Source organism: Acinetobacter sp. AS5 (assembly GCF_048957595.1).
Lineage (GTDB): Bacteria > Pseudomonadota > Gammaproteobacteria > Pseudomonadales > Moraxellaceae > Acinetobacter.
In genome coordinates, this window is the sequence record NZ_JARDAL010000002.1 from 1 (window position 1) to 23,628 (window position 23,628).

Annotated in this window: 20 protein-coding genes, 1 tRNA gene and 1 pseudogene; 11 read left to right on the forward strand and 11 right to left on the reverse strand. The window is 44.4% G+C overall.

Annotated elements, in window-relative coordinates; all coding sequences use genetic code 11:
- The 5 genes from PV763_RS01050 to cysS form a co-directional block, all read right to left on the reverse strand.
- On the reverse strand, nt 1–229 hold a 229-nt coding region (locus tag PV763_RS01050; protein ID WP_420937236.1), incomplete at its 3' end, for a transposase.
- Nucleotides 230–331: 102 nt separating this feature from the next.
- Nucleotides 332–1,309: a fatty acid desaturase family protein gene (locus tag PV763_RS01055; protein ID WP_420937237.1), complete on the reverse strand. Its 978-nt coding sequence runs from the start codon at nt 1,307–1,309 to the stop codon at nt 332–334.
- Nucleotides 1,310–1,402: 93 nt separating this feature from the next.
- Nucleotides 1,403–2,191 carry a hypothetical protein gene (locus tag PV763_RS01060; protein WP_420937238.1) on the reverse strand — a complete coding sequence of 263 codons (789 nt, stop codon included), beginning with the start codon at nt 2,189–2,191 and terminating at the stop codon, nt 1,403–1,405.
- Nucleotides 2,192–2,383: 192 nt separating this feature from the next.
- A tRNA-Gly gene (locus PV763_RS01065) sits at nt 2,384–2,459 on the reverse strand.
- 62 nt (nt 2,460–2,521) lie between these two features.
- Complete coding sequence (gene cysS / locus PV763_RS01070; RefSeq protein ID WP_247144201.1) at nt 2,522–3,943, reverse strand: cysteine--tRNA ligase; 1,422 nt, start codon at nt 3,941–3,943, stop codon at nt 2,522–2,524.
- Between the two features lie 432 nt (nt 3,944–4,375).
- On the opposite strand from cysS, the gene PV763_RS01075 reads away from it, so the two are divergent.
- The 11 genes and pseudogenes from PV763_RS01075 (at nt 4,376) to PV763_RS01125 (ending at nt 15,211) form a co-directional block, all read left to right on the forward strand.
- The gene (locus tag PV763_RS01075; RefSeq protein WP_004279959.1) at nt 4,376–5,419 is read left to right on the forward strand and encodes a KpsF/GutQ family sugar-phosphate isomerase; all 1,044 of its coding nucleotides are present in this window, start codon (nt 4,376–4,378) and stop codon (nt 5,417–5,419) included.
- A 3-nt stretch (nt 5,420–5,422) separates the two neighbouring features.
- Complete coding sequence (locus PV763_RS01080) at nt 5,423–5,962, forward strand: KdsC family phosphatase (RefSeq protein WP_004279958.1); 540 nt, start codon at nt 5,423–5,425, stop codon at nt 5,960–5,962.
- A gap of 33 nt (nt 5,963–5,995) precedes the next feature.
- Entirely contained in the window at nt 5,996–6,544 is a 549-nt protein-coding gene (gene lptC, locus PV763_RS01085; RefSeq protein ID WP_004279957.1) for an LPS export ABC transporter periplasmic protein LptC, read from the forward strand.
- Complete coding sequence (lptA, locus tag PV763_RS01090) at nt 6,528–7,094, forward strand: lipopolysaccharide transport periplasmic protein LptA (RefSeq protein WP_420937239.1); 567 nt, start codon at nt 6,528–6,530, stop codon at nt 7,092–7,094. Before lptC ends, lptA begins: the two co-directional genes overlap by 17 nt.
- The gene (gene lptB, locus PV763_RS01095) at nt 7,094–7,837 is read left to right on the forward strand and encodes an LPS export ABC transporter ATP-binding protein (protein ID WP_005104345.1); all 744 of its coding nucleotides are present in this window, start codon (nt 7,094–7,096) and stop codon (nt 7,835–7,837) included. The genes lptA and lptB overlap by 1 nt, the downstream gene beginning before the upstream one ends.
- Nucleotides 7,838–8,057: 220 nt before the next feature.
- Nucleotides 8,058–9,524 (forward strand): annotated as a pseudogene (locus PV763_RS01100) (TolC family outer membrane protein).
- Nucleotides 9,521–11,662, forward strand: a complete 2,142-nt coding sequence (locus tag PV763_RS01105; protein WP_420937240.1) for a type I secretion system permease/ATPase — start codon at nt 9,521–9,523, stop codon at nt 11,660–11,662. Before PV763_RS01100 ends, PV763_RS01105 begins: the two are co-directional and overlap by 4 nt.
- Nucleotides 11,659–12,846, forward strand: coding sequence for an HlyD family efflux transporter periplasmic adaptor subunit (locus PV763_RS01110; protein WP_420937241.1), 1,188 nt, complete (start codon nt 11,659–11,661; stop codon nt 12,844–12,846). The genes PV763_RS01105 and PV763_RS01110 overlap by 4 nt, the downstream gene beginning before the upstream one ends.
- A 119-nt stretch (nt 12,847–12,965) precedes the next feature.
- Nucleotides 12,966–13,565, forward strand: a complete 600-nt coding sequence (locus PV763_RS01115) for an IMPACT family protein (protein WP_195724837.1) — start codon at nt 12,966–12,968, stop codon at nt 13,563–13,565.
- Nucleotides 13,558–14,175, forward strand: coding sequence for a DapH/DapD/GlmU-related protein (locus PV763_RS01120; protein WP_420937242.1), 618 nt, complete (start codon nt 13,558–13,560; stop codon nt 14,173–14,175). Before PV763_RS01115 ends, PV763_RS01120 begins: the two co-directional genes overlap by 8 nt.
- A 193-nt stretch (nt 14,176–14,368) precedes the next feature.
- Nucleotides 14,369–15,211, forward strand: coding sequence for a universal stress protein (locus tag PV763_RS01125; RefSeq protein ID WP_420937243.1), 843 nt, complete (start codon nt 14,369–14,371; stop codon nt 15,209–15,211).
- 168 nt (nt 15,212–15,379) lie between these two features.
- Here PV763_RS01125 and PV763_RS01130 read toward each other — a convergent pair whose 3' ends face one another.
- From PV763_RS01130 to PV763_RS01155, 6 genes are all read right to left on the reverse strand, one after another.
- Nucleotides 15,380–16,045, reverse strand: a complete 666-nt coding sequence (locus tag PV763_RS01130; protein WP_420937244.1) for an O-methyltransferase — start codon at nt 16,043–16,045, stop codon at nt 15,380–15,382.
- A gap of 132 nt (nt 16,046–16,177) precedes the next feature.
- Nucleotides 16,178–16,897 (reverse strand): D-Ala-D-Ala carboxypeptidase family metallohydrolase, encoded by a 720-nt coding sequence (locus tag PV763_RS01135; RefSeq protein ID WP_420937245.1) that lies wholly within the window; start codon nt 16,895–16,897, stop codon nt 16,178–16,180.
- Nucleotides 16,898–17,034: 137 nt separating this feature from the next.
- The gene (gene fdxA, locus PV763_RS01140) at nt 17,035–17,358 is read right to left on the reverse strand and encodes a ferredoxin FdxA (RefSeq protein ID WP_004279936.1); all 324 of its coding nucleotides are present in this window, start codon (nt 17,356–17,358) and stop codon (nt 17,035–17,037) included.
- Nucleotides 17,359–17,562: 204 nt separating this feature from the next.
- Nucleotides 17,563–20,196: a DNA mismatch repair protein MutS gene (gene mutS / locus PV763_RS01145; RefSeq protein WP_420937246.1), complete on the reverse strand. Its 2,634-nt coding sequence runs from the start codon at nt 20,194–20,196 to the stop codon at nt 17,563–17,565.
- A 338-nt stretch (nt 20,197–20,534) separates the two neighbouring features.
- Nucleotides 20,535–22,541: an esterase/lipase family protein gene (locus PV763_RS01150; RefSeq protein WP_420937247.1), complete on the reverse strand. Its 2,007-nt coding sequence runs from the start codon at nt 22,539–22,541 to the stop codon at nt 20,535–20,537.
- 119 nt (nt 22,542–22,660) lie between these two features.
- Nucleotides 22,661–23,611, reverse strand: coding sequence for an ABUW_2363 family tetratricopeptide repeat lipoprotein (locus tag PV763_RS01155; RefSeq protein WP_420937248.1), 951 nt, complete (start codon nt 23,609–23,611; stop codon nt 22,661–22,663).
- Nucleotides 23,612–23,628: the final 17 nt, after the last annotated feature.

Genomic DNA, 23,628 nt, shown 5'->3' on the forward strand with positions numbered 1-23,628 from the left:
TGAATAATCTAAGTAACTTACCGCTGCTTGACCAACGATTAAAACGTTTGAAAATAGAGTTTGAATGACCAAAACAAGAAGGAATATCTCGCCACGGACAGCCTGTTCTAATTCTATAGAGAATAGCTTCAATAAAATTGCGTAAATTTGAGTTGTGGTGAATGGATAAATTACGCAGAATAACTTTCAACTTTTGCCAGTGTTGATCTGTCAGCATGGTACGAGGCATAGCGAATAGTAAAATTGGGTTTGGCGATTTGATTTTACTACTTCGCTATTTTTTTAAGCTAAAAGTGTCAACACACCCTAGTCTCAGCAGCAGAAATATTTTTTATTTTTTTAAAAGTGAGCGAATCACATCCAGATAACTTGGCGGAGCATCGACATACTGACGCTCCCTTAATATCTGGTGCATTCTCGCCAGCTTTTGATGCGGAACAGAGGCCATCAAATGATGTTCAATATGATAGTTCACATGAATCGGGGCAACCAAAGCACGTGCCAACCAACCTGCACGAGTAGTTCGGGTATTGCTAAGGGCAGAATGACTGGTTTCTAGGCCCGCATGCTCAGCCATGGCGCGGATGCGGATGAACAAAGGAAATGGAGTGATATAGGCGAGAGGCCATAATAAATACAGTTTAGGATGTCCGCTGGCCCACAGTGCAGAAAAAATTGCTGCATTTGAGATGAGCATACCGGAACTATTCTTAAACAGATTTTTTGCTAACTCTAAATTGCTGCGATCACCACGCGGAATTGGCTTGGGGTCATTGGAAACGCTCCATTCCAGTAATTCAAGATCCATTAATACTCGACCTGCAAGGAACTTAAGTCCAGATTGCCCATTCAGGTCACGGAAGAATTTCCTGAATAGTGAGCTTTGAGTAATGGGGAAATTTTTTACCAACCCCAGGTCAGGATCATCTGGCTGCGAGGTTTTAGCATGATGTTTTAGATGATAAGGACGATACTTGCTGACATCATTCCAGATCGGGCGTGCACAGAGCCAGTCAGTCAAATGAGTGTTCAACCATTTGGTTTTAAATAGACTATGGTGCGAAGCATCATGCATCAGTATGGCCAGCGCAAGTTGTCGGCCAGCCAAAATGGCCAATGCCAGCGCGGACATCAGGACTTTTCCCCACGTAGGTAAATATTCCCAGCTATAGGCTACCGTGCCAAAGGTCATGACAATTACGGTCCAGGTTGAACCTACTGCCCAGGCACCGTGCAAGTCTGAGGTCGTGGTGAGTTCTTTAATTTCATCACGACTAAAAAGTTCTGTGACACTGACCTTGCTGTTCATTCTTCTGCCTATATTTAGTTCTTATTGCTTTATTCAATATATTTGGATGAAATATTACAGTCAATTTATTTTTGTGTATAAAAAAGAAATAAATTAGACCCCTTGGTCTTTAAAATAGTGTTGCCATAAAAGTTGACCCTGTTTTTCTATTTTGCGGACTGCGAGCTCAAATTGTTGTCGGGCATCGGTGTCTATCCATTCTGCAGGAAGCAAAGGATCAGCACGTAAACTAAACAGGGCAGATTTACCTAGATAAAAGGCACTTTTTGCAGGCTCTGCTAAAGTCAGATTTTGGTAATTTTCAAACCAGTCGTTAATATCATGCTGTACTGCATGATAGGTCTGATGTAGCTCTTCGATATCCCATAAATCACGAATTTCGGTTTCACTTTCCAGTTGACTGACTTGGAAAAAACGTGCGTCAGGATCTAATCCAAACTGGATTACAGCTGTTTTTAATGGACTTAGATTTAGCGTTAAATTATCGGGACGAATAAAAACATTTTGCTCTAGTTCCTGAAAACCATAATAACGCAGCGCTTTTTCTCTTTTATATAAGGCGGTACGGTCTACACGTCCCAAAGTGCCGGTATAGACCAATACATATTTTCCGTTCCATGTGGTCGCCGTTTGCATATCAGGGTGTTTGTTTAAGCTGATAAGAGAAGTATCGAATTTTTTCTCTAGCAATTGATACACGCCGCGTTCCACAGCTTGAATGAAATTTTCCTGATTTAATCGAGCCACAGCTACACGGATACCATTGTCAGAAATCCCCAATAATTCAGCAGCTGTTAATATCCGCTTAATAGTCAAGGTTGAGTTCTTAGAAGCGTAGAGTAAGTCTAAAACAAGATGACGAGCATTCAATTTATAAGTCATGAAACGATATCGTTATGAAAGGGATTGAAAGTTTTAAAGTTTATCCACAATAGCACTTTGTCATGAATAACCCAAAAAAATTGTCAGGGTAAAAGAGGATGAATAAGTGATTTGAGATATACATTTTATTAATAAATTTTTTTCAAACACAATAAAAAAACCCTTATCTTTCGATAAGGGTTTTTCGTATTCTGGAGCGGGAAAGGAGACTCGAACTCCCGACCCCAACCTTGGCAAGGTTATGCTCTACCAACTGAGCTATTCCCGCAATGAGGTGGATTATAGAGAATTCCACAGCAGTGTCAACTCCCTATAAATCTGTTTGATTAATTAATCAGCACGACGCCAAACTGTACCTTGACGGGTATCCTCAAGTACCACGCCTTGATCAAGTAAAGATTGACGAATCTCATCCGCACGTGCGAACTCTTTGGCTTTCTTGGCATCCTGACGCTGTTGAATCAAATCTTCAATTTGTTCAGGTGATAGTACCAATGCTTCCTGACCAATGTCAGACTTGAGGAACTCTTCTACGTCTTGCCGTACCAGACCGAGAATATTGGTCAGGTAACGCAAAGTTGCATAATAAATCGCTGCCTGTTCTGCATTTTCTTCTTTCACCGCACGATTCAGCTCTTTATTGATTTCGAACAATACCGCAATCGCTTCAGGCGTATTGAAATCATCACGCATAGCGGTATTAAAGCGTTCAACTAAAGCCTCATCCAGAGTTTCAATCAGATGATCACCATAAACCGCCTGATAGGTTTTAAATGAGTGATAGAAACGAGACAAGGTATTTTTTGCTTCTTTTAAGGCAACATCCGAGTAATTCACCGGGCTACGATAGTGTGAAGACACAATAAAATAACGTACCACTTCCGGATGGAATTTTTCAATCACGTCGCGAATGGTGAAGAAATTGCCTAAAGACTTCGACATTTTCTCGCCATCGACATTAATAAATCCGGCATGCATCCAGTAATTGACATACTGTTCGCCAGTAGATGCTTCAGATTGTGCAATTTCATTTTCATGGTGCGGGAAGGTCAGATCAGCACCGCCGCCATGAATATCGAAATGATTGCCTAGGCAGCAGGTCGACATTGCTGAACATTCAATATGCCAGCCTGGACGGCCATTGCCCCAAGGTGATGCCCATGACGGTTCATTTTCCTTGGCATGTTTCCAGAGGACAAAGTCAAACGGGTGTTTCTTTTCAACTTCGACGTCGACACGTTCAGACGCACCGGCTTGCATATCTTCCAGTTTACGGCCAGAAAGACGACCGTATTTGGCGAATTTTTCGACCTCAAAGTAGACATCACCATTATTGGAAGGATAAGCCGTACCTTTGTTGACCAGGTTGCCGATCATATCTTGCATTTGATCGATGTAATCTGTCGCTTTAGGTGCAACATCAGGTGCAAGGCAGCCCAGTTTGGCAAAGTCTTCATTCATCGCATCAATAAAGCGACCTGTTAATTCTGAGATACTTTCGCCATTTTCATTGGCACGTTTAATAATTTTGTCGTCAATATCCGTAATATTGCGCACATATTTGACCTTCCAGCCTTGGCTACGCAGGAAACGGATAATATAGTCAAATGCAACCACTGTACGTGCATGTCCAATATGACAGTAGTCATAAACCGTCATACCACAGACATACAGATCAATTTGACCTTCAACACGAGGTACGAATTCTACTTTTTTGCGTTGCTCTGAGTTATATAGAACAAATGGTTGCATAGCTGTTCAAAAGACTTCAAATAAAAGGATGAATCATCTTAACCTAAGCATAATTATTCATAAAGATAAAAGCGTAAAAAGCCTCAGTTATTTAGGGGAGTTAGGCGACGAGAGCGATTTATAAAGAAGAGGTTCAGGAAGTGAAATGGCGATATTGAGCTTACATTTTCAGAGACAGTATCCGTCAGGGTAATTGAGTTAAATTGAAATGAGGATGATTTAGTATGAATCCCATTCATTGAGACGAGAGTGAGGATATTCTAATAAAAAATAAAAATAAGCACATTCTACAGTTTTAAAAATGGAGTGAATGTAGAGGCGGAGATACCAGATTGCGCAAGTTGAATACAATCTGAATATATTAAAAATCCGTCGAATCTTCTACATTTAGAAAGCTTACAATTGCATAGCTATGCTAAAATTGCGAAAATTATGCCCATCAAACCAGAGTTTTTCTCTGTCCTTAGCGTAGGTAAACAGGCTTTGAATCCACAAAAAACAGCGAATCAACTAGATTTCCAGAAAGTCGCACTTGAAACACTGCGCATCGAAGAAAATGCACTACAGATTTTAGCAACACAGATTGATGACCGTTTTAGCCGGGCATGTGAAATTATTCTACAGTGTACTGGCCGTCTGGTGATTACCGGAATGGGCAAGTCAGGTCATATTGGCCGTAAAATGGCGGCGACCTTTGCTTCGACCGGAACACCGTCGTTCTTTATGCATCCGGGTGAAGCCGGTCATGGCGACTTGGGTATGCTGGTGGCTGGTGATGTGCTGATTGCGATTTCAAACTCGGGCAAGAGTGATGAAATCATGATGTTGATGCCACTCATCAAACATCTGGAAATTCCGCTGATTACCATCAGTGGTGATGATCGTGGTCCAATGCCACAAAATGCTGATGTAGCTTTGACGTTGGGTAATATCCAAGAAGCCTGTCCACTGGGTTTAGCGCCGACATCGTCAACGACGGCAACATTGGCTTTGGGTGATGCTTTGGCGGTGGCTTTACTGGACGCTCGCGGCTTTACCTCAGATGATTTTGCACGCTCACATCCTGCAGGTGCGCTGGGTAAGCGTCTGTTATTGCACGTGAAGCATCTGATGCGTACTGGCGCAGATTTACCTAAAGTCTCGCCAGATACCGCCATGAATAAAGTATTGTACGAAATTTCCAACAAGCGCTTGGGCTTAACCACAGTCGTCGATGAAAATGATGTGTTGCTGGGGATTTTTACCGATGGTGACTTGCGTCGCTTGATTGATAAGCAGCAAGGTTTTGATGTCAATCTGGCTATTCAGGACGTGATGACCAAAAATCCGTTGACCATTTCTCAGGAAGCACGTGCAGTGGTCGCACTGGAACGTATGAATGAACATAAAATTAATCAATTTGTAGTTGTTGATGATGCCAATAAAGTCATTGGCGTGATTAGTATGCATGACCTGATTCAGGCTGGGGTAAATTAATAAATGGCATCTTATGTATTATTAGAACAGGCACGTCATATTGCAGCACTGGTGCTTGATGTAGATGGTATTTTAAGTGATGGCTTTGTAACGCTGACCAATACTGGCGATGAGATCAAATCCTTTGACATTCGTGATGGTCTGGGCATGAAACTGGTTCAGCAGGCGGGAATCAAGGTGATTATTATCACCGGACGTAAAAGCAATATCGTAGAAAAGCGTATGTCGGATCTGGGTGTTGATTTGGTCTATCAGGGGCGTGAAGATAAAGGTACAGCACTTCGTGAAGCCTGTGCGCAGCTCAATATAGATCCTGAAGATTGCCTGTACATGGGCGATGACTGGCCTGATCTGTCTGCTTTTGCCATTGCCGGCATGAAAGTGACCGTGCCGAATGGTCATGTCGAAGTTCGCCGCCGTGCCGATCTGGTGACTCAGGCGCAGGGTGGACGTGGTGCGGTGCGTGAAATCTGCGATATGCTGTTAATGTCCAAAGGCATGTACCAAGAGTTACTTGAAAAATATACTCGTGCGCCTTATTAATAAGTCATATCTTTTGGATTAAGTACACCGCTTATGGATACTAAAGTTTTATATATTACGGCCGTGATTATTGCCGCAATAAGTGGTGGTTATTACTATTACAGCGGCAAGGGTAACAAGCTGCAGGCAGACTCTGCGCGCAGCATGACCTATTCCGCTCAAAATATTAACTTAACCCAGACGGATGAATCAGGCCAGGTATCGGTTCGTGCCCAAGTGGACCGACTTGAGCAGAACCTGCAGCTAGAAACCTCAAAGCTGGAAAATCTGCGAGCATCGACCTATGACAACGGTAAAGTCGATGCGACTTTCTTTGCCAAAATGGCGCATGGTTATGATGACAATACAAAAGTTGTACTCTCTCAAGAAGTGCTCGCCACCAAAATCATGCAAAATGGGAAAATGCAGTTCCGTACTGAAGAACTGACCGCTTTTCCGAAAACACGTGAAATTGAAACAGACAAGACAGTGATTGTGGAATCTCCACAGGCTGAATTTGTCAGCCAGGGTCTTAAAGCCAATCTTAATGATGGTCAATACGAATTCTTTAATATTCGAGGAAAGTATGAACCAAACTCCTAAAGCCAAAATGATGCACACTTTCCTGAAGCGTATGACGCTGGCGACTGTGGTTGGACTCGGTTCAATCACTGCTTTTGCGCTGCCATCTGACCGTAACCAGCCAATCACCTTGCTGGCTGACCGGGCGACTTTCAATGAGCGGACGGGTGTGACGACGTATTCTGGCAATGTCATCATTGAACAGGGTACCATGAAGCTGCAAGCCAATTCGATTGTGGCCAATCTGAACAATAAGCGCCAGATCAGCCTGATTACGGCGACAGGCAGCCCGGCACAGTTCCAGCAAAAAGTGGATCCGGCCAAAGGTCTTGCCAAAGGTCAGGCGCAGAAAATTGTCTACAATGCTGAAACCGGGATTATTACCTTGTCAGGTAATGCCTTCCTGCAACAGGACGGTGCCAGTATTCGTGGTGCGACTTTAAAATACAGCATGAACAAAGGCGATATCGAAGCCACCGGAACGCCAAACAAAACTGGTTCATCGTCTGGCCGCGTACAAATCGTGATTCCACCATCTAGTTCAACATCCTTCCCGGGAGCGCGTGATTAATGGAGCAATCGCAGCAGGTTCAAACCTTAACCATTAAGCATCTGGCGAAAAACTATAATAAACGCTGGGTAGTGAAAGATGTGTCGTTCAGTATGGAAAGTGGCCAGATTGTTGGGTTGCTCGGACCAAATGGTGCCGGAAAAACCACCAGTTTCTATATGGTGGTCGGTCTGGTGCGGATGGATAAGGGGGAAATCTATCTTGATGATCTAGATCTTTCCGACCTTGCAATGCATGAACGGGCACGTAAGGGAATTGGTTATTTGCCGCAGGAAGCTTCGATTTTCCGAAAACTGACAATTTCCGAAAATATTATGGCGATTCTGGAAACCCGTAAAGATATGACCAAGGCACAACGTCAGCAACGTCTGGCGGAGCTACTGGCAGACTTTAAAATCACCCATATCAAAGATTCCTTGGGTATGAGTGTATCCGGTGGGGAGCGACGTCGTGCCGAGATTGCGCGTGCACTCGCGGCTGATCCAAAATTTATGCTACTCGATGAACCTTTTGCCGGTGTCGATCCAATTTCGGTCGGAGATATTAAGGATATTATTACGACCTTGAAAGATCGCGGAATTGGGGTACTGATTACCGATCATAACGTGCGTGAAACGCTGGCGATTTGTGAGCATGCCTATATTGTCAGTGAAGGCGCATTGCTTGCTGAAGGCACACCAGAAGAAATTCTGGCAAATGAGACTGTGAGAAAAGTTTATCTGGGTGATGATTTCACTGTTTAAATAATCCTGCTTTATATAAAAACCCTGCATCAGACGCCAGTTGTCGGATGCAGGGTTTTTTTTGCTCAAATCAAAGTGAAAAAGATTTCTTTTAAAAGGATTTGATATATTGTTAGGCTAGAACAAGAAACATTACATAATTATGCGATTTAGGGCAGAACACTTTAAAAAAAATCAGGGGAAAACAGATCAAAAAAGAAAGAGATTGATACTTCTTCTTTTGCCTTTATCTGTGTCTTTGGCGCATGCAGAAAACTCACCCCATTATTTTTCCAATCTCAAGAATGGCTTGGGCCAGCTGATTGCACCCAAACCGACACGGTCAGGGCATAGCATTGATATCACGTCGCTTGGTCATTATTCATTAGATACATCAAAAGTAGCTGAGCTGCCGTAAATTACCCGACCACAGTCAGGACAGTCAGCTTTAAGTCCTACGATCACAGGTGGCATTCCACAAAAAATGAATCTGGTGGAAGCCGTACACCGGGCAGTGCAACGACGTCCTGAAATCACCCAGAGTATTTCGACATTATCTGCGCAGGCCGCGAATATTGATGTGGCGAGAGCGGGTTATTATCCGCAGTTATCCGGGGGTATCGGGACAGGTGACCTCACTTCCGGTGAACGTGGACGACAAATCGTTTCTTTGAATGCCACCCAGATGCTGTATGACTTTGGCAAAATTAAAACCAATATCAGTGTGGAAGAAGCCCGCTTGGCAGAAGAACAGGCAAGGGTGCTGGTTAGTCTGGATCAGATCGCATTTGAAGTAGCAGATGCAATAGTGAATATCAAACGCTATCAGCAAATTACCCAGATTGCCCAGCAGCAGATTCAGGGCATTGGACGGATTGCAGAAATTGCCAATTTGCGTGCCCGCGCCGGGATCAGCAGTCAGGCTGACCCGATTCAGGCCCAGTCCAATCTGGAAGCAGCACAATCGAATCTGATTGTTCAGCAGACCCAGCTCAGACAATATCAACAACGCTTGCGTACCTTGCTAGGATTTGATGTATCTGCAATTGAATGGGAGATTCCTGAGCGTATTGTGGCACAGGCCGATCTTTATCAGGATCCGGAATTTACCCAGATTCCGAACATGATTCTGGCCCATGCCGGGGTCAATGTTGCCCGTTTGCAAAAAGATCAGGCGCGATTAAGTCCTTATCCGACTATTAGTATTAAAGGCAGTCTAAGTCAGGCGATGAATGGGCGGAATCCAAATAATAATGAAGATGATGGCTTTTATAATTCAGTCATGATTGAAGCCAGCAGTAATTTGTATCAGGGTGGTGCAATACGTTCACAGACCCGTGCCGCCAGTTATGCCGAAGAAGCTGCACGCGCACAGGTCAATACGGTCTATCTGGATGTGCTGGATCAGGTGCGCTTGATCCGCGAGCAGATTGAAAATAAACAAAAACAAATGGGGGGTTTATCCCAGCGCCGCGCAACCACGGTACGCACCAAAGAGCTGTATCAAGAACAATATAAATTGGGTACCCGAACCGTAGTGGATTTGCTGAATGCAGAGCAAGTCATTCATAGTACCGCGCAGGAAATTGAATCGGCACGCTATGACATTTACTCGGCGATCGTACAGTACATTCAGGTCACGGGCCGTACACGGGATATTTACGCGCTTAACAGCATTTCTATTCAGGGGTTTGAAGTTCAGCCATGAGTACTACAATAATAAATTATCAACCTTGGCTTCAGGCAGTTTTAAATATTGCCCGGCATTACCGGATCGAGCCTTCTGAGGAGCGGATACGCCTGCAACTGGACTGGAACCAGCATCATGACATCGATGACATGCTCAAGATAGTCAGTCGTCAGATGGGTTTAAATGTCCGTAAAAATAAATTTGAGCGCAGCCTGCTGAATCCATGGTGTTTACCTTTACTGGTTGAATTCGATAGTGGTGATGTGGGGGTGATTGAACGCATCGACACACAGGGCAATGTCAGCATCCAGCTCAGTGGTGATGAAGGTTTATCTCAAAGTTTCACGATTGAACAGTTAGAGGTTGGCATAAAGCATCTTTATGTGCTGCGTCCTGAATCTTCAGTTCCAGATGCGCGGGTGGATGAATATATCAAACCCTTTGAGAAAAACTGGTTCTGGTCGATTGTCCTGAAGGACTGGAAGCGCTATATCGATGTGATGTTTGCGTCTTTAATTGCCAATATTCTGGCACTGGCCACGATAGTTTTCTCGATGAATGTCTATGACCGTGTCATTCCATCGCAATCTATTCCGACGTTATGGGTGTTGGCCGGTGGCGTGCTGATCGCTGCGATTTTTGAATTTGTATTACGTGTCTCGCGGATCTATCTGTCAGACATCATTGGTAAACGCGCGGATTTAAAAATTTCTGACCGGGTTTTTGGTCATTCATTACGTATCAAAAACAGTGAACATTCCAAATCGACAGGAACTTTCATTTCACAAATTCGCGAGCTGGAAGGCGTTCGCGAACTGGTGACTTCAACCACAGTTACGGCCATTGCCGATCTGCCATTTTTCTTCCTGTTCTTAGGGATATTCTGGGTCATTGGGGGAAATCTGTTCTGGGTCATGTTACTCGTTGTTCCTTTAATGATTCTCCCGGGAATTCTGGCGCAGAAAAAACTGGCACAACTGGCCCAGTTGGGGATGCGCGAATCTGCCATCCGCAATGCTTTGCTGGTAGAAGCTGTACAAGGAATTGAAGACATCAAGCTGTTAAGAGCTGAAACGCGTTTCCAGAATCAGTGGAATCATATGAATGAAGTGTCAGCCGATGTCAGCATGCAGCAACGTAAAATTGTCGGCTTGATGACTGCCTGGACCCAAAAAATTCAGGGACTGACCTTCGCGATTGTGGTTTTAGTCGGGGCTTTTGCGGTCATGGAGGGTGATATGACTACGGGTGCATTGGTGGCCTGTTCGATTCTCTCTTCACGCATGCTGGCACCAATTTCACAAATTACGGGTGTACTGGGGCGCTTGCAACAGGCTAAAGTCGCGAAATCCGGTCTAGATGAACTCATGAAAAAACCAGTGGATCAGCCGGATTATTCGCACCTGATTCATCGCCCAGCTCTGGATGGCCATTATGAACTCAGTGGTGTGGTATTCAAATATGGCGAAGATGATCCAAAACCAAGCCTGATGATTCCAAAGCTTGAGATCAAACCGGGTGAAAAGATTGCGATTCTGGGCCGTAACGGTGCCGGGAAATCAACCTTGTTGCAGCTCTTGTCTGGTATGCAGACGCCGTTACAGGGCAAGGTCAAGCTGGATGGGATTGATCTGACCCTGATTGATCCGTCAGATGTGCGGCGTGATATGAGTTTGCTAAATCAGAACTCGCAGTTATTTTATGGTTCAATTCGTGAAAACCTGACTTTGGGTGCACCTTTGGCCACCGATCAGCAAATTCTGGAAGCCTTACAAATTATCGGTGCACTGGGATTTGTACAGGAGAAAAAAGAAGGGCTGGATCATATCATTTTAGAGGGTGGTGTCGGCTTTTCTGGTGGACAGCGCCAAGCCTTGTTATTGGCGCGGTTGTTGATTCGTCAACCAAAGATTTTGCTACTGGATGAACCGACCGCTGCCATTGATGATGTGTCAGAAAAACAGTTGATTGATCATCTTAAAGGGTATTTAACCCATCGTACGATGATCGTCGCCACTCATCGCCGTGCGGTATTGGAACTGGTGGATCGTATTCTGGTGGTCAATGATGGCAAGATTGTGATGGATGGACCACGGGATCAGATCCTGAATCAGTCGCAGGGTGGTAATAAGCGGGTTGTGGGAGCAAGTGCATGAGTGAACTACAGCAACTAAAACGTTCCAGCAAGGTCAGCTTTCAGGAACCGCCATTACCCAAATCAAGTGTCATCATCTGGATTATCGGCATTGGCCTACTGGTATTACTGACCTGGGCCTGGTTATTCAAATTGGAAGAAGTATCTACTGGTACTGGAAAAATAATTCCATCATCCAAAGAGCAGGTGATTCAGTCTCTGGATGGCGGTATTTTGACTAAACTTAATGTCAAAGAAGGTGAGATTGTCGAGCGTGGGCAAGTATTGGCCCAGCTTGATCCGACCCGCTTTGAATCCAACGTCGGTGAATCAGAATCCTTGCTGGTGTCATCACGTGCCACTTCAGCCCGTTTACGTGCGGAAGTCACCGGCGCACCGTTGGTCTTTCCTGAAGAAGTGTTGAAATACCCCAAATTGGTTAAAGAAGAAACGGCCCTGTATCAGTCGCGTCGAGCCAATTTGCAAGAATCTGTTGCAGGCCTGGAACAGGCTTTGTTACTGGTGCAGCAAGAACTGGAAATGACCGCTCCCTTGGTCGCCAAAGGGGCAGCCAGTGAAGTTGAAGTGTTGCGTCTAAAACGTGAAGCCAATGACCTGCGTAATCAGATGAATGATATCCGTAATCAATATTATGTGAATGCGCGGGAAGAATTGTCCAAAGCCAATACTGATGTAGAAACCCAGCAACAGGTGGTACGTGGCAAGTCGGATACTTTGAGCCGAACTGTTTTTAAATCACCGGTTCGCGGTGTCGTCAAAGAGATTGATGTGATGACGCTGGGCGGCGTGATTCCACAAAATGGCAAGTTGATGACCATCGTGCCACTGGATGAAAAATTACTGGTTGAAGCACGAATTTCGCCACGTGATATTGCCTTTATTCGTCCTGATCAGGAAGCGCTGGTCAAAATTAGCGCCTATGATTATTCAATTTATGGCGGGCTAAAGGGTAAAGTGACCATGATTTCACCGGATACCTTGCGCGATGAAGTCAAGCAGGATCAATTTTATTATCGGGTGTATATTCGTACCGACAGCGACAAGCTCAGCAATAATGCCGGGCAGGAGTTCAATATTACTCCAGGGATGGTGGCTACCGCAGATATTCGTACAGGTTCAAAAACCGTGATGGATTATCTGATTAAGCCGTTTAACAAAGCCAAAGAAGCCTTGCGTGAACGATAATATTTGCCAAGCAAATAAGTAAAACAATCGATTAAAATCAGGCCTCTCCGTGGAGAGGCTTTTTATTTGTCTGTGCAAAGCAGGTATACTGCAGCAGTGAGAGTTTAAAGTCTGAAGTTATGCCATTTACCATTGCCAGCCTGGTCAGTTTCGAGGAAGACATTAAAAAAAGCCGCTTTCAGGCCTTTGCCACCCCTGTTGAAAATGAGCAGGACGTGAAAGATTTTCTAGAAGCTTATCGCGATCCAAGCACCACCCATCAATGCTGGGCCTGGAAAATTGGCCATCAGGTACGCTTTAATGATGATGGTGAACCTTCAGGAACAGCGGGACGCCCGATTCTGGCGACTATTGAAGGCAATGAGCTGACCAATGTGCTGGTATTGGTCAATCGCTGGTATGGCGGGATCAAGCTGGGAACAGGGGGCTTGGTGCGTGCCTATGGCGGTTGTGCTGGGCAATGTTTGTTGTTGGCAGAAAAAATTGAACTGATTGAAAAGAAAAAGGTGCAATTTTCCTGTCAATTCAATGAATGGGCCATCTTTCAATATGAATTGAATCAGCAACAAATCGATTATCAGGAAGAATATACAGCCGAAGGGGTGCAGGTCAGTGCCTTATTTCAGTTACATCAAATTCAATCTTTTGCCTTAAAAATTCAAGATGTGACCCGCGGCCGCGAACAGCTCAAAATCATAGAAGAAGCGACAGATGACTGACGTAGATCCATTACTGAAATATCGTGAACAGCACAAACATCGCCTGAATTATATGCCTTGGCTGTACTGGTCTTTAAAGCCTAAAAATCGTAGCTGGGCAGAAGCGTGGCAAAAGGACTATCAGGCTTACTTGATGGAAATGGAAACCATTGAGATTGGTGAAAACTGTTTTATTTCACCACTGGCACATATTTTTGCGGAGCCGGGACGTAAAATCATTATTGGTGATAATACCTTTATCGCTGCAGATTGCACCTTGCATGGTCCACTCGACATTGGGAATGAAGTGGCGATTAATCATCACTGTATTCTGGATGGCGGTCGGGTGGGGATTAAACTGCATGATCAGGTACGTATCGCCGCTTATTGTCATCTTTATGCCTTTGATCACGGCATGGATCTGGAGCAGCCGATTTATCAGCAGCCGGTACGTTCACAAGGCATTGAGATCGGGCGGGATGTGTGGCTGGGTGCGCACGTCGGTATCAAGGACGGAATTAAAATCGCAGATCAGGCCGTGGTGGGAATGAACAGTATGGTGACCAAGAATGTTGAGGAACGCACGATTGTCGCCGGTAATCCGGCTCAATTCATTCGCTATCGTGAATAAGCTTTTGGAAGTCAATTGCTTGATACAACCGACTGACTCAGCAGAGAGTTCGATATATTGATCTATATTTGTTCACATAAAAGTTAACATATTTCAAGTCAAGCCTTACAGATTTCGCTGCACATTTTTGAATGCTTATGCTAAGTTAAAAATAACTAAGAAATTTTTATCATAAATAGAAGAGAGGCTAAACATGAAACGTGTCATCGCCTGCATCGACTCATCACCCTGTATAAACGCGCTGGCAGACGCGGCGGCATGGATTGCCAAACAGACTGGCCGTGAACTGGTTCTGTTACAGGTTTTGGATTATTACCCAGCCAGTTATCATCTGGGAGAAATCAGCGGGGTTATTGGCTTTGAAAGTAATGCCATGTTACTCAAAGAACTGGCCGAGCTTGAACAAAAACAAAGTGAAATTGCGCTGGATTATAGCAATAACCTGCTGCAACATATTTCCGAGCGGATTCTGGCAGAACATGGCATTCAAACCACACATATTCAGGAAAAGGGTGATTTTCTGGAACAAAGTTTCCAGATCCTGCAGCCTGATGATATCGCAGTGATTGGCTTGCTCGGTGAACGCTCCGCTGAAAAAAACAAACCGATCGGCACCAATGTGGAAAATTTTATTCGTGGGGCAAACTGTACCGTGATGACAGTCGGAGAACAGTTTAAGCCGCCGACACGATTTATTTTCGCCTATGAGTATTCACCGACCTGTATCAAGATGATGAAACGGATTGCGGAAAGTGATCTGCTGCGCTTATTGCAATGTCATCTGCTATATATTGGGGATCATGCTGAAATTCTGAATGAGCCTTTGCAATATTTAAATCAGGCTGGTTTAGATGTGGTGCCACAATACCGCTATGGCGATGTCGCAGAAAATATTTTGAGCTATCAGCAGGAACTGGGGATTCAGCTGATCGTGTTGGGTGCATTTAGTCACAGTAAAATTCACCAGTTCTTTTTAGGCAGCATTGCGACCACGATTTTCCGGAATTCCAAAGTGCCTTTACTGGTTGCGAAGTAAGGATTGCATAAAATAGCCAAGCGCGAAGTCTAATCGTAAATTGTTACAGCTTGATTTAAAAATGACCAGAGTTATCCTCATATATTGTGGATAACTCTGTGGTTAATATTTATAAGTTAATGTTATTTATAATAAATATGTCATTGGGTGATTTTTGTTCTTCTTGTTTTATTTCACAATCGCGAGTGCAAAACCATCATGTCCTTTGCTGCCAATTGTTTGTAAAGCAGTGCATGACAAGATACGTGGATGATTTTGTAGGGCTTTAAACATGTCACGAATGCCTTCAATGCTTGGTTTATTATTGTCCGGATTAATGATTTCACCCGCACGAATCACATTGTCCAGAAAAATAAGCGTACCTGAGTGCGACAGGTTTAAACTGAGTTCCAGATATTCCGGATAACTCTGTTTATCTGCATCAATAAAGATGAAATCGAAAGCTTCAGTATCTTCAGGCAGGGCTTTAAGCACATCTGCTGCACGGCCGCATTTCAGCTCAACGGTCTGTTTAAGCTGCGCGCGATCAATATTTTCCTGTCCCATTGCCGCATGGGTATCGCGTCCTTCAATCGTCAGGATATAGCCATCATCCGGCAAGGCACGCGCCAGCCACATGGTGCTATATGCTGCAAATGTGCCGAGTTCCAGTACACGTTTACATTGGTTCATCTGGATCAGCATCTGCAACAACATGCCTTGGTTCGGTGCTACAGCCAGGTGATCAGGAAAACCGTGCGCTGCGGTATTCTCAAGAGTTTGATTCAGAATAGGGTCTTCAGGAATTAAATGTGAATCAATATAGTGATCAATGTCTGTCCACATTTGTTGCATAGTCTTAGCACCTCGATTGCGATGCGTGCATTTTAAACTTTTCGCGGCAGAGCGCAATTTATTGTTCTATAGGTGCTGATTTTTTAGGCGCTACAAAGTCCTGCATGAACTTTGTAGAACATTTGTCATGACTTAGTAATTACACATTGAGGAATTACGGCCTAAACTCGGTCCCCAAGTACGATAACCTTTGGTATCGATGTGGATCTGGCCAGAAGCATACATGCCGAGTCCCATATTCAGGCTTTGACCATGCTGCACCCAGAACTGGCACAATTTAAACTTGGTATTTTCAATATAACTATAATCTTGTGCTTGGGGATATTCAGGCCCAATCCGGAAATCGATGGCAGAGTTGTACAGATGGCGTGAAGAGTTGGCACCACCGGCACACTGGTTTAAAGGCAGGTCACGATAGACTGACGTGACTTCAAAATCAGTCAGTACATTGGCTGCAACCAGATATTTAAAGACTTTTAAAGTTGGGATCTGATTGGCCCATAATTCACGGCTTGGAATCATGTATTGGGAACGGCCACACTTGGCCCAATCACGTGCAGTACGCATCAATTCGAAACTCGGAATGATATTGCCAACCCCATGACGTTCCAGAAAAACCTCATATTCACGCACGCGTGACAAATTATCCAGTGCCGATACCCAGTGGGTATACACATAAGGCACAGTTTTTGGGTGGGCTTTACGATCGTATTGAACACGTTCTTGTGGAATGTAAATCCGTTTTCCAGCAGGTGTGGTGGCCTGTCCAGGTTGTTTTGTGGTCGTGGTACAGCCCACAAAAACAAGAGGAATTATACAAAGACTCAATAATCCCTTTAACAAGTTCTTCATTTATAGAAATCAGATATTTACAAAATAGCGCTATTTTAGACTAAATATAGGGAGAAATTTGGAGAATATTGCAATGAAATGTGTGCGTTGAGTATAAAAAAGATCAGCATTTGCTGATCTTTTAAAGTTTAAACTAATTACTTTTCAAGGTATTGTAATTTGTCTGCTTTGCCATTCCATTCTTCACGGTCTGCTGGCTGGTCACCAATTTGTGTGATATTTGGCCATTTTTGTGACAGGTCAGCATTCAGTTCAATAAAGACTTCCTGACCTTCTGGTAATTCGTCTTCAGAGAAAATTGCATTTGCCGGGCATTCAGGTTCGCATAACGCACAGTCGATACATTCGTCCGGGTTAATCACAAGGAAGTTAGGACCTTCATAGAAACAGTCTACAGGGCAAACTTCAACACAGTCTTGATATTTACATTTAATACAATTTTCAGTGACAACGAAGGTCATGGCGACAGCTACCTAAAAAATATGGTTCTAATTACGAATGCTGTATTTTAGGCAAAAACAGGGGGAACTAACAATTCCTTTTATTGATATTTGTTATATATAGGGCTGTTAAATTTGAAAAAAGGTCGCATACCGATGAATTACAGCATTCATCGGTATGTTCAGGACATCGACCCTATGCCAGATGAGGTCTAGGACCGAGAATTAACTTGGCTGTTTGATCAGGTCTTTGAGCGCATATAACTGCTGCAAGGCTTCACGCGGAGTTAAACTATCTACATCAATATCTTCGAGTAAGTCCAGTGCAGGCGATTCTTTCTCAATTTCGATGATACGTTCTACAGGCTCTAAAAATTCAGGCATTGCAAACAGATCATGCTGCGGGCTCAGTGGCTTGGCCTGATGCTGTTTTTCCAGAATCTTTAAGCGGTTTTGCGCTTCTTTAATCACCGCAGCCGGAATGCCTGCCAATTTCGCGACTTGCAAGCCATGACTTTGACTGGCCGGGCCATGTTGCACCTTATGCAATAAAATCAGATTACCATTCAGCTCTTTGGCCGTGACATGGTAGTTATTAATGCCACTTTCCTTATCCAGTTCAGTCAGTTCGAAATAATGGGTAGCAAATAGACATAAACATTGAATGCGTTTGGTCAGATCCAGCACACAGGCCCAAGCCAAAGACAAGCCATCATAGGTACTGGTTCCACGGCCAACTTCATCCATGAGTACCAAAGACTGGCTGGTGGCATGATGCAGGATTTGCGAGGTTTCGGTCATTTCCACCATAAAGGTTGATTTGCCGGTCGATAAATCATCGGCAGAACCAATACGGGTAAAGACACGGTCAACCGGACCTAAAGTTGCAGCTTGCGCTGGAACATAGGCACCACAATAAGCCAGCAACACGATCAATGCAGTCTGGCGCATAAAGGTGGATTTACCACCCATGTTGGGGCCGGTAATGATGGCCATGCGATGGGAAAAATCCAGTCGCGTATCGTTCGGAGTAAAGGCCGATTTACTGAGGGCTTCTACCACTGGATGTCGTCCAGCAGTGATACTTACACCGATTTCAGGGCTAAATTTTGGACGCGACCAGTTGCGTAAACGCGCCTGATGGGCAAAATTAGCAATCAGATCAATCTGGGCAATGGCGCTGCTCATCATCTGTAAACTGCCGATATCCTGACGCAGTTCATCCAGCAGCATTTCAAACAGCATTTTTTCACGGGCCAAGGCACGCGATTCGCTTGATAAGACTTTGTCTTCAAATGCTTTCAGTTCAGGTGTGATGTAGCGTTCGGCATTTTTCAGGGTTTGCCTACGAATATAGTGCTCGGGTGCCTGTTCAGCCTGTGCGCGGGTCAGTTCAATATAATAGCCACTGACGCGGTTGTAGCCAATTTTCAGTCCCGGAATGCCGCTTTGTTCACGCTCTTTAATTTCCAGATCAATCAGGAACTGGCTGGCATGATCACGAATCTGACGTAGTTCATCGAGTTCACTGTCAAAACCTTCTGCAATGACATTACCATCACGAAGCAGGACGGGTGGATTTTCCACAATGGCGGACATCAGACGTTGATGTAGATCATGGAAGTCGCCGAGTTCTTCATTGAGTTGTACTAAAAGTTTGGACTGTTGCTGACTGACAATCGGTTGCAGGGCATGGCGTAAAAATGGAATTTGCGCGCAGGCCTGTCGCAATTGCACCAGATCACGTGGACGGGCACTGCCAAGCGCAATACGGCTCAGCACGCGTTCAATATCGCTAATTTCTTTTAGTACCAAACGTACAGGTACTTCGTGGAAACCTTGCAGCAGGGCTTGAATGGCATCCAGGCGCTCATCCAGCAAGGCGGTATCGCGTAAAGGTTGCATCAGGGTGCGACTGAGCAAGCGCCCCCCCATGGCAGTCTGGCAATCATTGATCAGCTGAAATAAGGATGTCCCATGTTCAAATAAAGGCTCAATCAGTTCAAGATTACGGCGTGTCACCGGATCCAAAGCAATAAAATCTGAACTCTGTTCTAGCTGAATCGTGCGGATATGCGGTAACGCAGTTTTCTGGGTTTCTTTGGCGTAGTGAATCAGTGCCGCTGCGGCTGCTTTAGCCAAAGGTAAATGATCAATTCCGAAACCTGAAAGCGTGCTGACGGCAAACTGGTCACATAAGGTTTTTTGTGCATTATTCAGGTTGAAATCAACATTTGGACGTTTGGTGACCGAGATATCCAGTTGCTGTTTGAGTTGTTCGGTCAATGTCGGATCAGCGATATTTTCATCCAGCAGAATTTCGCTTGGCATCAAACGTGCCAGTTCAATCATGAGCTGGTTAAGATCATAATCCTGCTGCTGTACTTTAAATAAGCCAGCGCTGAGATCGAGAAGTGCAATGCCAATCTGACTCTGCTGAATACATAAAGCCACCAGATTCGAGCTTTGATGTGCACCGAGCATGGCATCATCGGTCAGGGTGCCCGGCGTAATAATCCGAACTACACCACGCTCAACCGGTCCTTTCCCAGTAACTTCGCCGATCTGCTCGCAGATCACCACGGTTTCGCCTTTTTTGACCAGACGTGCCAGATAACCTTCGGCTGCATGATAAGGCACGCCCGCCATAGGAATCGGCTGACCATTGGCTTTACCGCGATGGGTCAGGGTAATGCCTAAAATCTTGGCTGCCTTGTGTGCATCTTCAAAGAACAGTTCATAAAAATCACCCATACGATAAAACATCAATGAATGCGGATGCTGCATTTTCACTGACATGTATTGCTGCATCATAGGTGTTAAGGTAGAAAGATCAGCCATAATTTCTGAACTGGTCATTAAAAATAAATCCTTTCAACAAGAGATAAATGCAAATACTGCTCAATAGGCTATGCAGGAAAATTTAAAGCACATTTTCAATCTGGCGAACCCTACATGATTGAGCACAGGAGACCGAAAATGTGAAATGAATCTGCTGATTCAATTCAGCTTTAAAGCTGTATTGCAGCAAGTCTATCAAATTTAATTTTTAGAAAGAAATGAAATTCTAGATGAATCTTTAAGTCAACGCTCAGATCTGCCGCTATGGCTTCTTATTCAGCACTATTTGCAATTTTAAAAAAAAACAAACCACCGGATGCGAACATACGGTGGTTAAGATAAGTCAAAAGGATAATTTATTCTGGATCATAAAGACCGAGGTCTGAGAGATGTAATCTGAGAATCCGGCGCAATTCTAGTACGGCTTCAGGCGTTTCCTGAATCGAGTGGCCACCCTTAATGACTTTGCTAGATACAGCACCACTTAGGTAAGCACTTTCATATGAAACAATATCATCGCTCATGAGCTTGGTATCTTGCGTATCTACGGTATTGCCGATAATAGAATGAAATTTGATATTTTTAGAAGGCTGAATATCCTGGGTCAACGCCGTGAATTTTGAATTTTCACTCAGATCGCTTGGGCCATTTTGAATCAGGTCATGCCCCAGTTCTTTGACAAACTCGTTTAACCCGATCTGGCCTTGCAGGGTATCGGCAAAGGCACCCAAAAATGCACCCGGTATACGGATAATTTTACGGGCCAGTTTGGTATGCCAGCGGTCGGCATATTCTGTCCCACGATGTGGTGTCGCTAAGAAAATGGCCCGAGTGAAATTTGGAATAGGCCGCATTTGCAGGCGTGCTTTAAATAACGGATTATCTTTAAACTGGGCAATGCGGGTATTTTGTACCAGCTTAAATGCATCTTGGGTAATATCGGCCTGACTGACCATTAAACGGGCAATCACTCCTCCCATACTGTGTCCGACCAGTACCGCATCTTTTTTGGCTGGCGCATTGTTCGCGACCTGGGCAAAGCCTTGCTGAACCACTGCATTAATTTGAAAACGGCTTTCCAGAATCGGCATATTAGTAGAATAAAATACCTGCCAGACCTGGAAATTTTTTCTTAATACCGGATCACCCATAATGTCGTTGGTCAGACGAATCCAGGCTTCAGGACTACTGGCCAAGCCATGAATCAATACCAGCACTTTCTTGTCCGGATTATAAGGTTCCAGCATGTACAGATGCGGCATGCTCAGACTGTCTTCGCGATTAATCAGGGTTAGATAGGCTAAACGCCCCAGATTGTTCTCGGCCAGCCATAAGCCGTAAGGTGCGGAAAAGTTGGCGGCCAGCGCATATTCTTTCGAAGCCACTTTGATCTTTTCATGTTTATAAGGATCATAGAGTTTCAGGTGAAACTCAGAGCTAGAGAGAATCTGTTCGGTCGAATTCGCGGATTTGGGTACAGCGGTAATGGTGGTCGCCAGATAGCGGGCTGAATGAATATTTGGATTGATACCATTTGGATAATTGTGCTTGAGCGGATCGACAATATATTTTTTATCTTGCTCGGTTTGCTGTGCTTCAGGTAAGACCACTAAAAATTCTGAACCAAAACCATCACGGCGGGTGATAGAACGCAGGCCGGAAAAGTTCATGTTATAGGTGGACATCAGCTGTTCAATGGTCTGGTTTTTCAGCTGCGGAAAATTTTCCAGATCAATGGTGTATACACTGTCACCGACCTGAATGCGCTGGCCGGACTGTTTGGCTTCATAACGTTCAGCATAGCGTTGAATCAGATGAGCAATCGCCAGGTTATAAAAGTCACGAATCTGGACCTGGCGGTTATCAAAAATACGCTCTTGCGGCGCACGCTCGGTTTTAAATAGATAGGCATAGCTATAACGAATGCTTTTATCCAGCATAGTGAGCTGCTGATCCAGACATTTCTGGATGTTCTGCTTGTGTTGTTGCTGTTTTTCCGGTGATCGGGTTTTGTTTAAAATTCCGGTGTTACATTCAGCAGACTTGGCATTTTGTAAGGAGTTGGCTAGATATAATTCACTTGCTGTAGAAAGCAATTGTTCATCTAAAATCTGGGGAATACTTTTCAGATCTTCCACACATTCTTCGGGCTGATCAATACAGATCTGGGCTTCACGACCTGTCATGGACAACACATTCAAACTGGCTTCACTGAGCTTGTCGCGGGTCAAGATACTGTCACGCTCATTGTTCAGCGTGACATTAATGGCCTGTTCCTTAACACTGACCACCTGACAGCCGCTGAGTACGCTGGTGATGAGTAAAGTGCACAGCATTAATCTTTTATTTATTTTTTCGTGCATAAAACTTTTCACTGAATTCAAGTTATAAAGCGGGATAATGTTTTGTATTTTACTAATTTTTTTCCATAAAAATAGACCGCCGTAGCAGTCTATTTGTAATCAAATTGAAGCGAATCTTGTTATGGCGTTACAGGTGCTGTTGCTGGCTCTGCAACCGGAGCAAGTGTTGAGCTTTGCAGAATTTGCCAAACATTCCAGCGGCCGTTTTTCTCAATTTCCTGAATCAGGCGGTCCGCCACTTCAGCTTCTTGCGGATATTTCACCTTATAGTTCGCCAAGGTTTGAGTGGCATTTTTCTTCTGTTCCAGCGCAATATAGTTATTGGCTGCAGAAAGATAAGCCTCCTGAACCCCGGCTTTCATGGCTTTGTCCAGATAAGCGATGGCTTCACGTTGACCACCGCCTTCAGACAGACCAAAACCAAACCAGAAGTTGACCTCAGGATCATCTGGATTAATTTTGAGAATACGCTGGGCATAGGTCAGGGAATTGGTGGTATAAACTGAACCCAGATCCAGGTTACGTGCCATCACGCTGGCTTTAAAAGCACGCATCAACACATCAAAAGAGGCATTTGAACGGGCCGCTAAAGTATCCAGTTGTCGGGTGACTTCACGTAGTTTGGCTTCAAAGCCACGGCGTTCCTGACGATCGCTGAAACGTGGTGGATAATGACGTGCCTTACCTTCGACCATTTGCAGGAAATCGTCAATTTCGGTGATATCGATTTCATTTGAATTGGCAAGTGCTGCATAACGCATTGCACGGGTATTGCTATCTACCACTGGAATAATCAGTTTATTCACATCCAGGGTCAATTGCTTGGATGGATCATTAGGATCCGTCACCACCATCTTGGTTACAGGCTGCGCTGCAGCTTTTTTCAAATGCACTTCAAATTCAGGTGGTTCATTATAATTGAATGGATTTAAAGCATAAAATGGTGGGGACAGTTCAGGCTCTACAAAAACCACTTGATCTACAGGTTTCTCAGCAGATTTCTGAGGAGTGATCGAACACGCAGTAATTGTGAATGCTAAGCAAGCAAGTGCCAAGGGCTTAAAGGTCATAATAGTCATCCATTCTG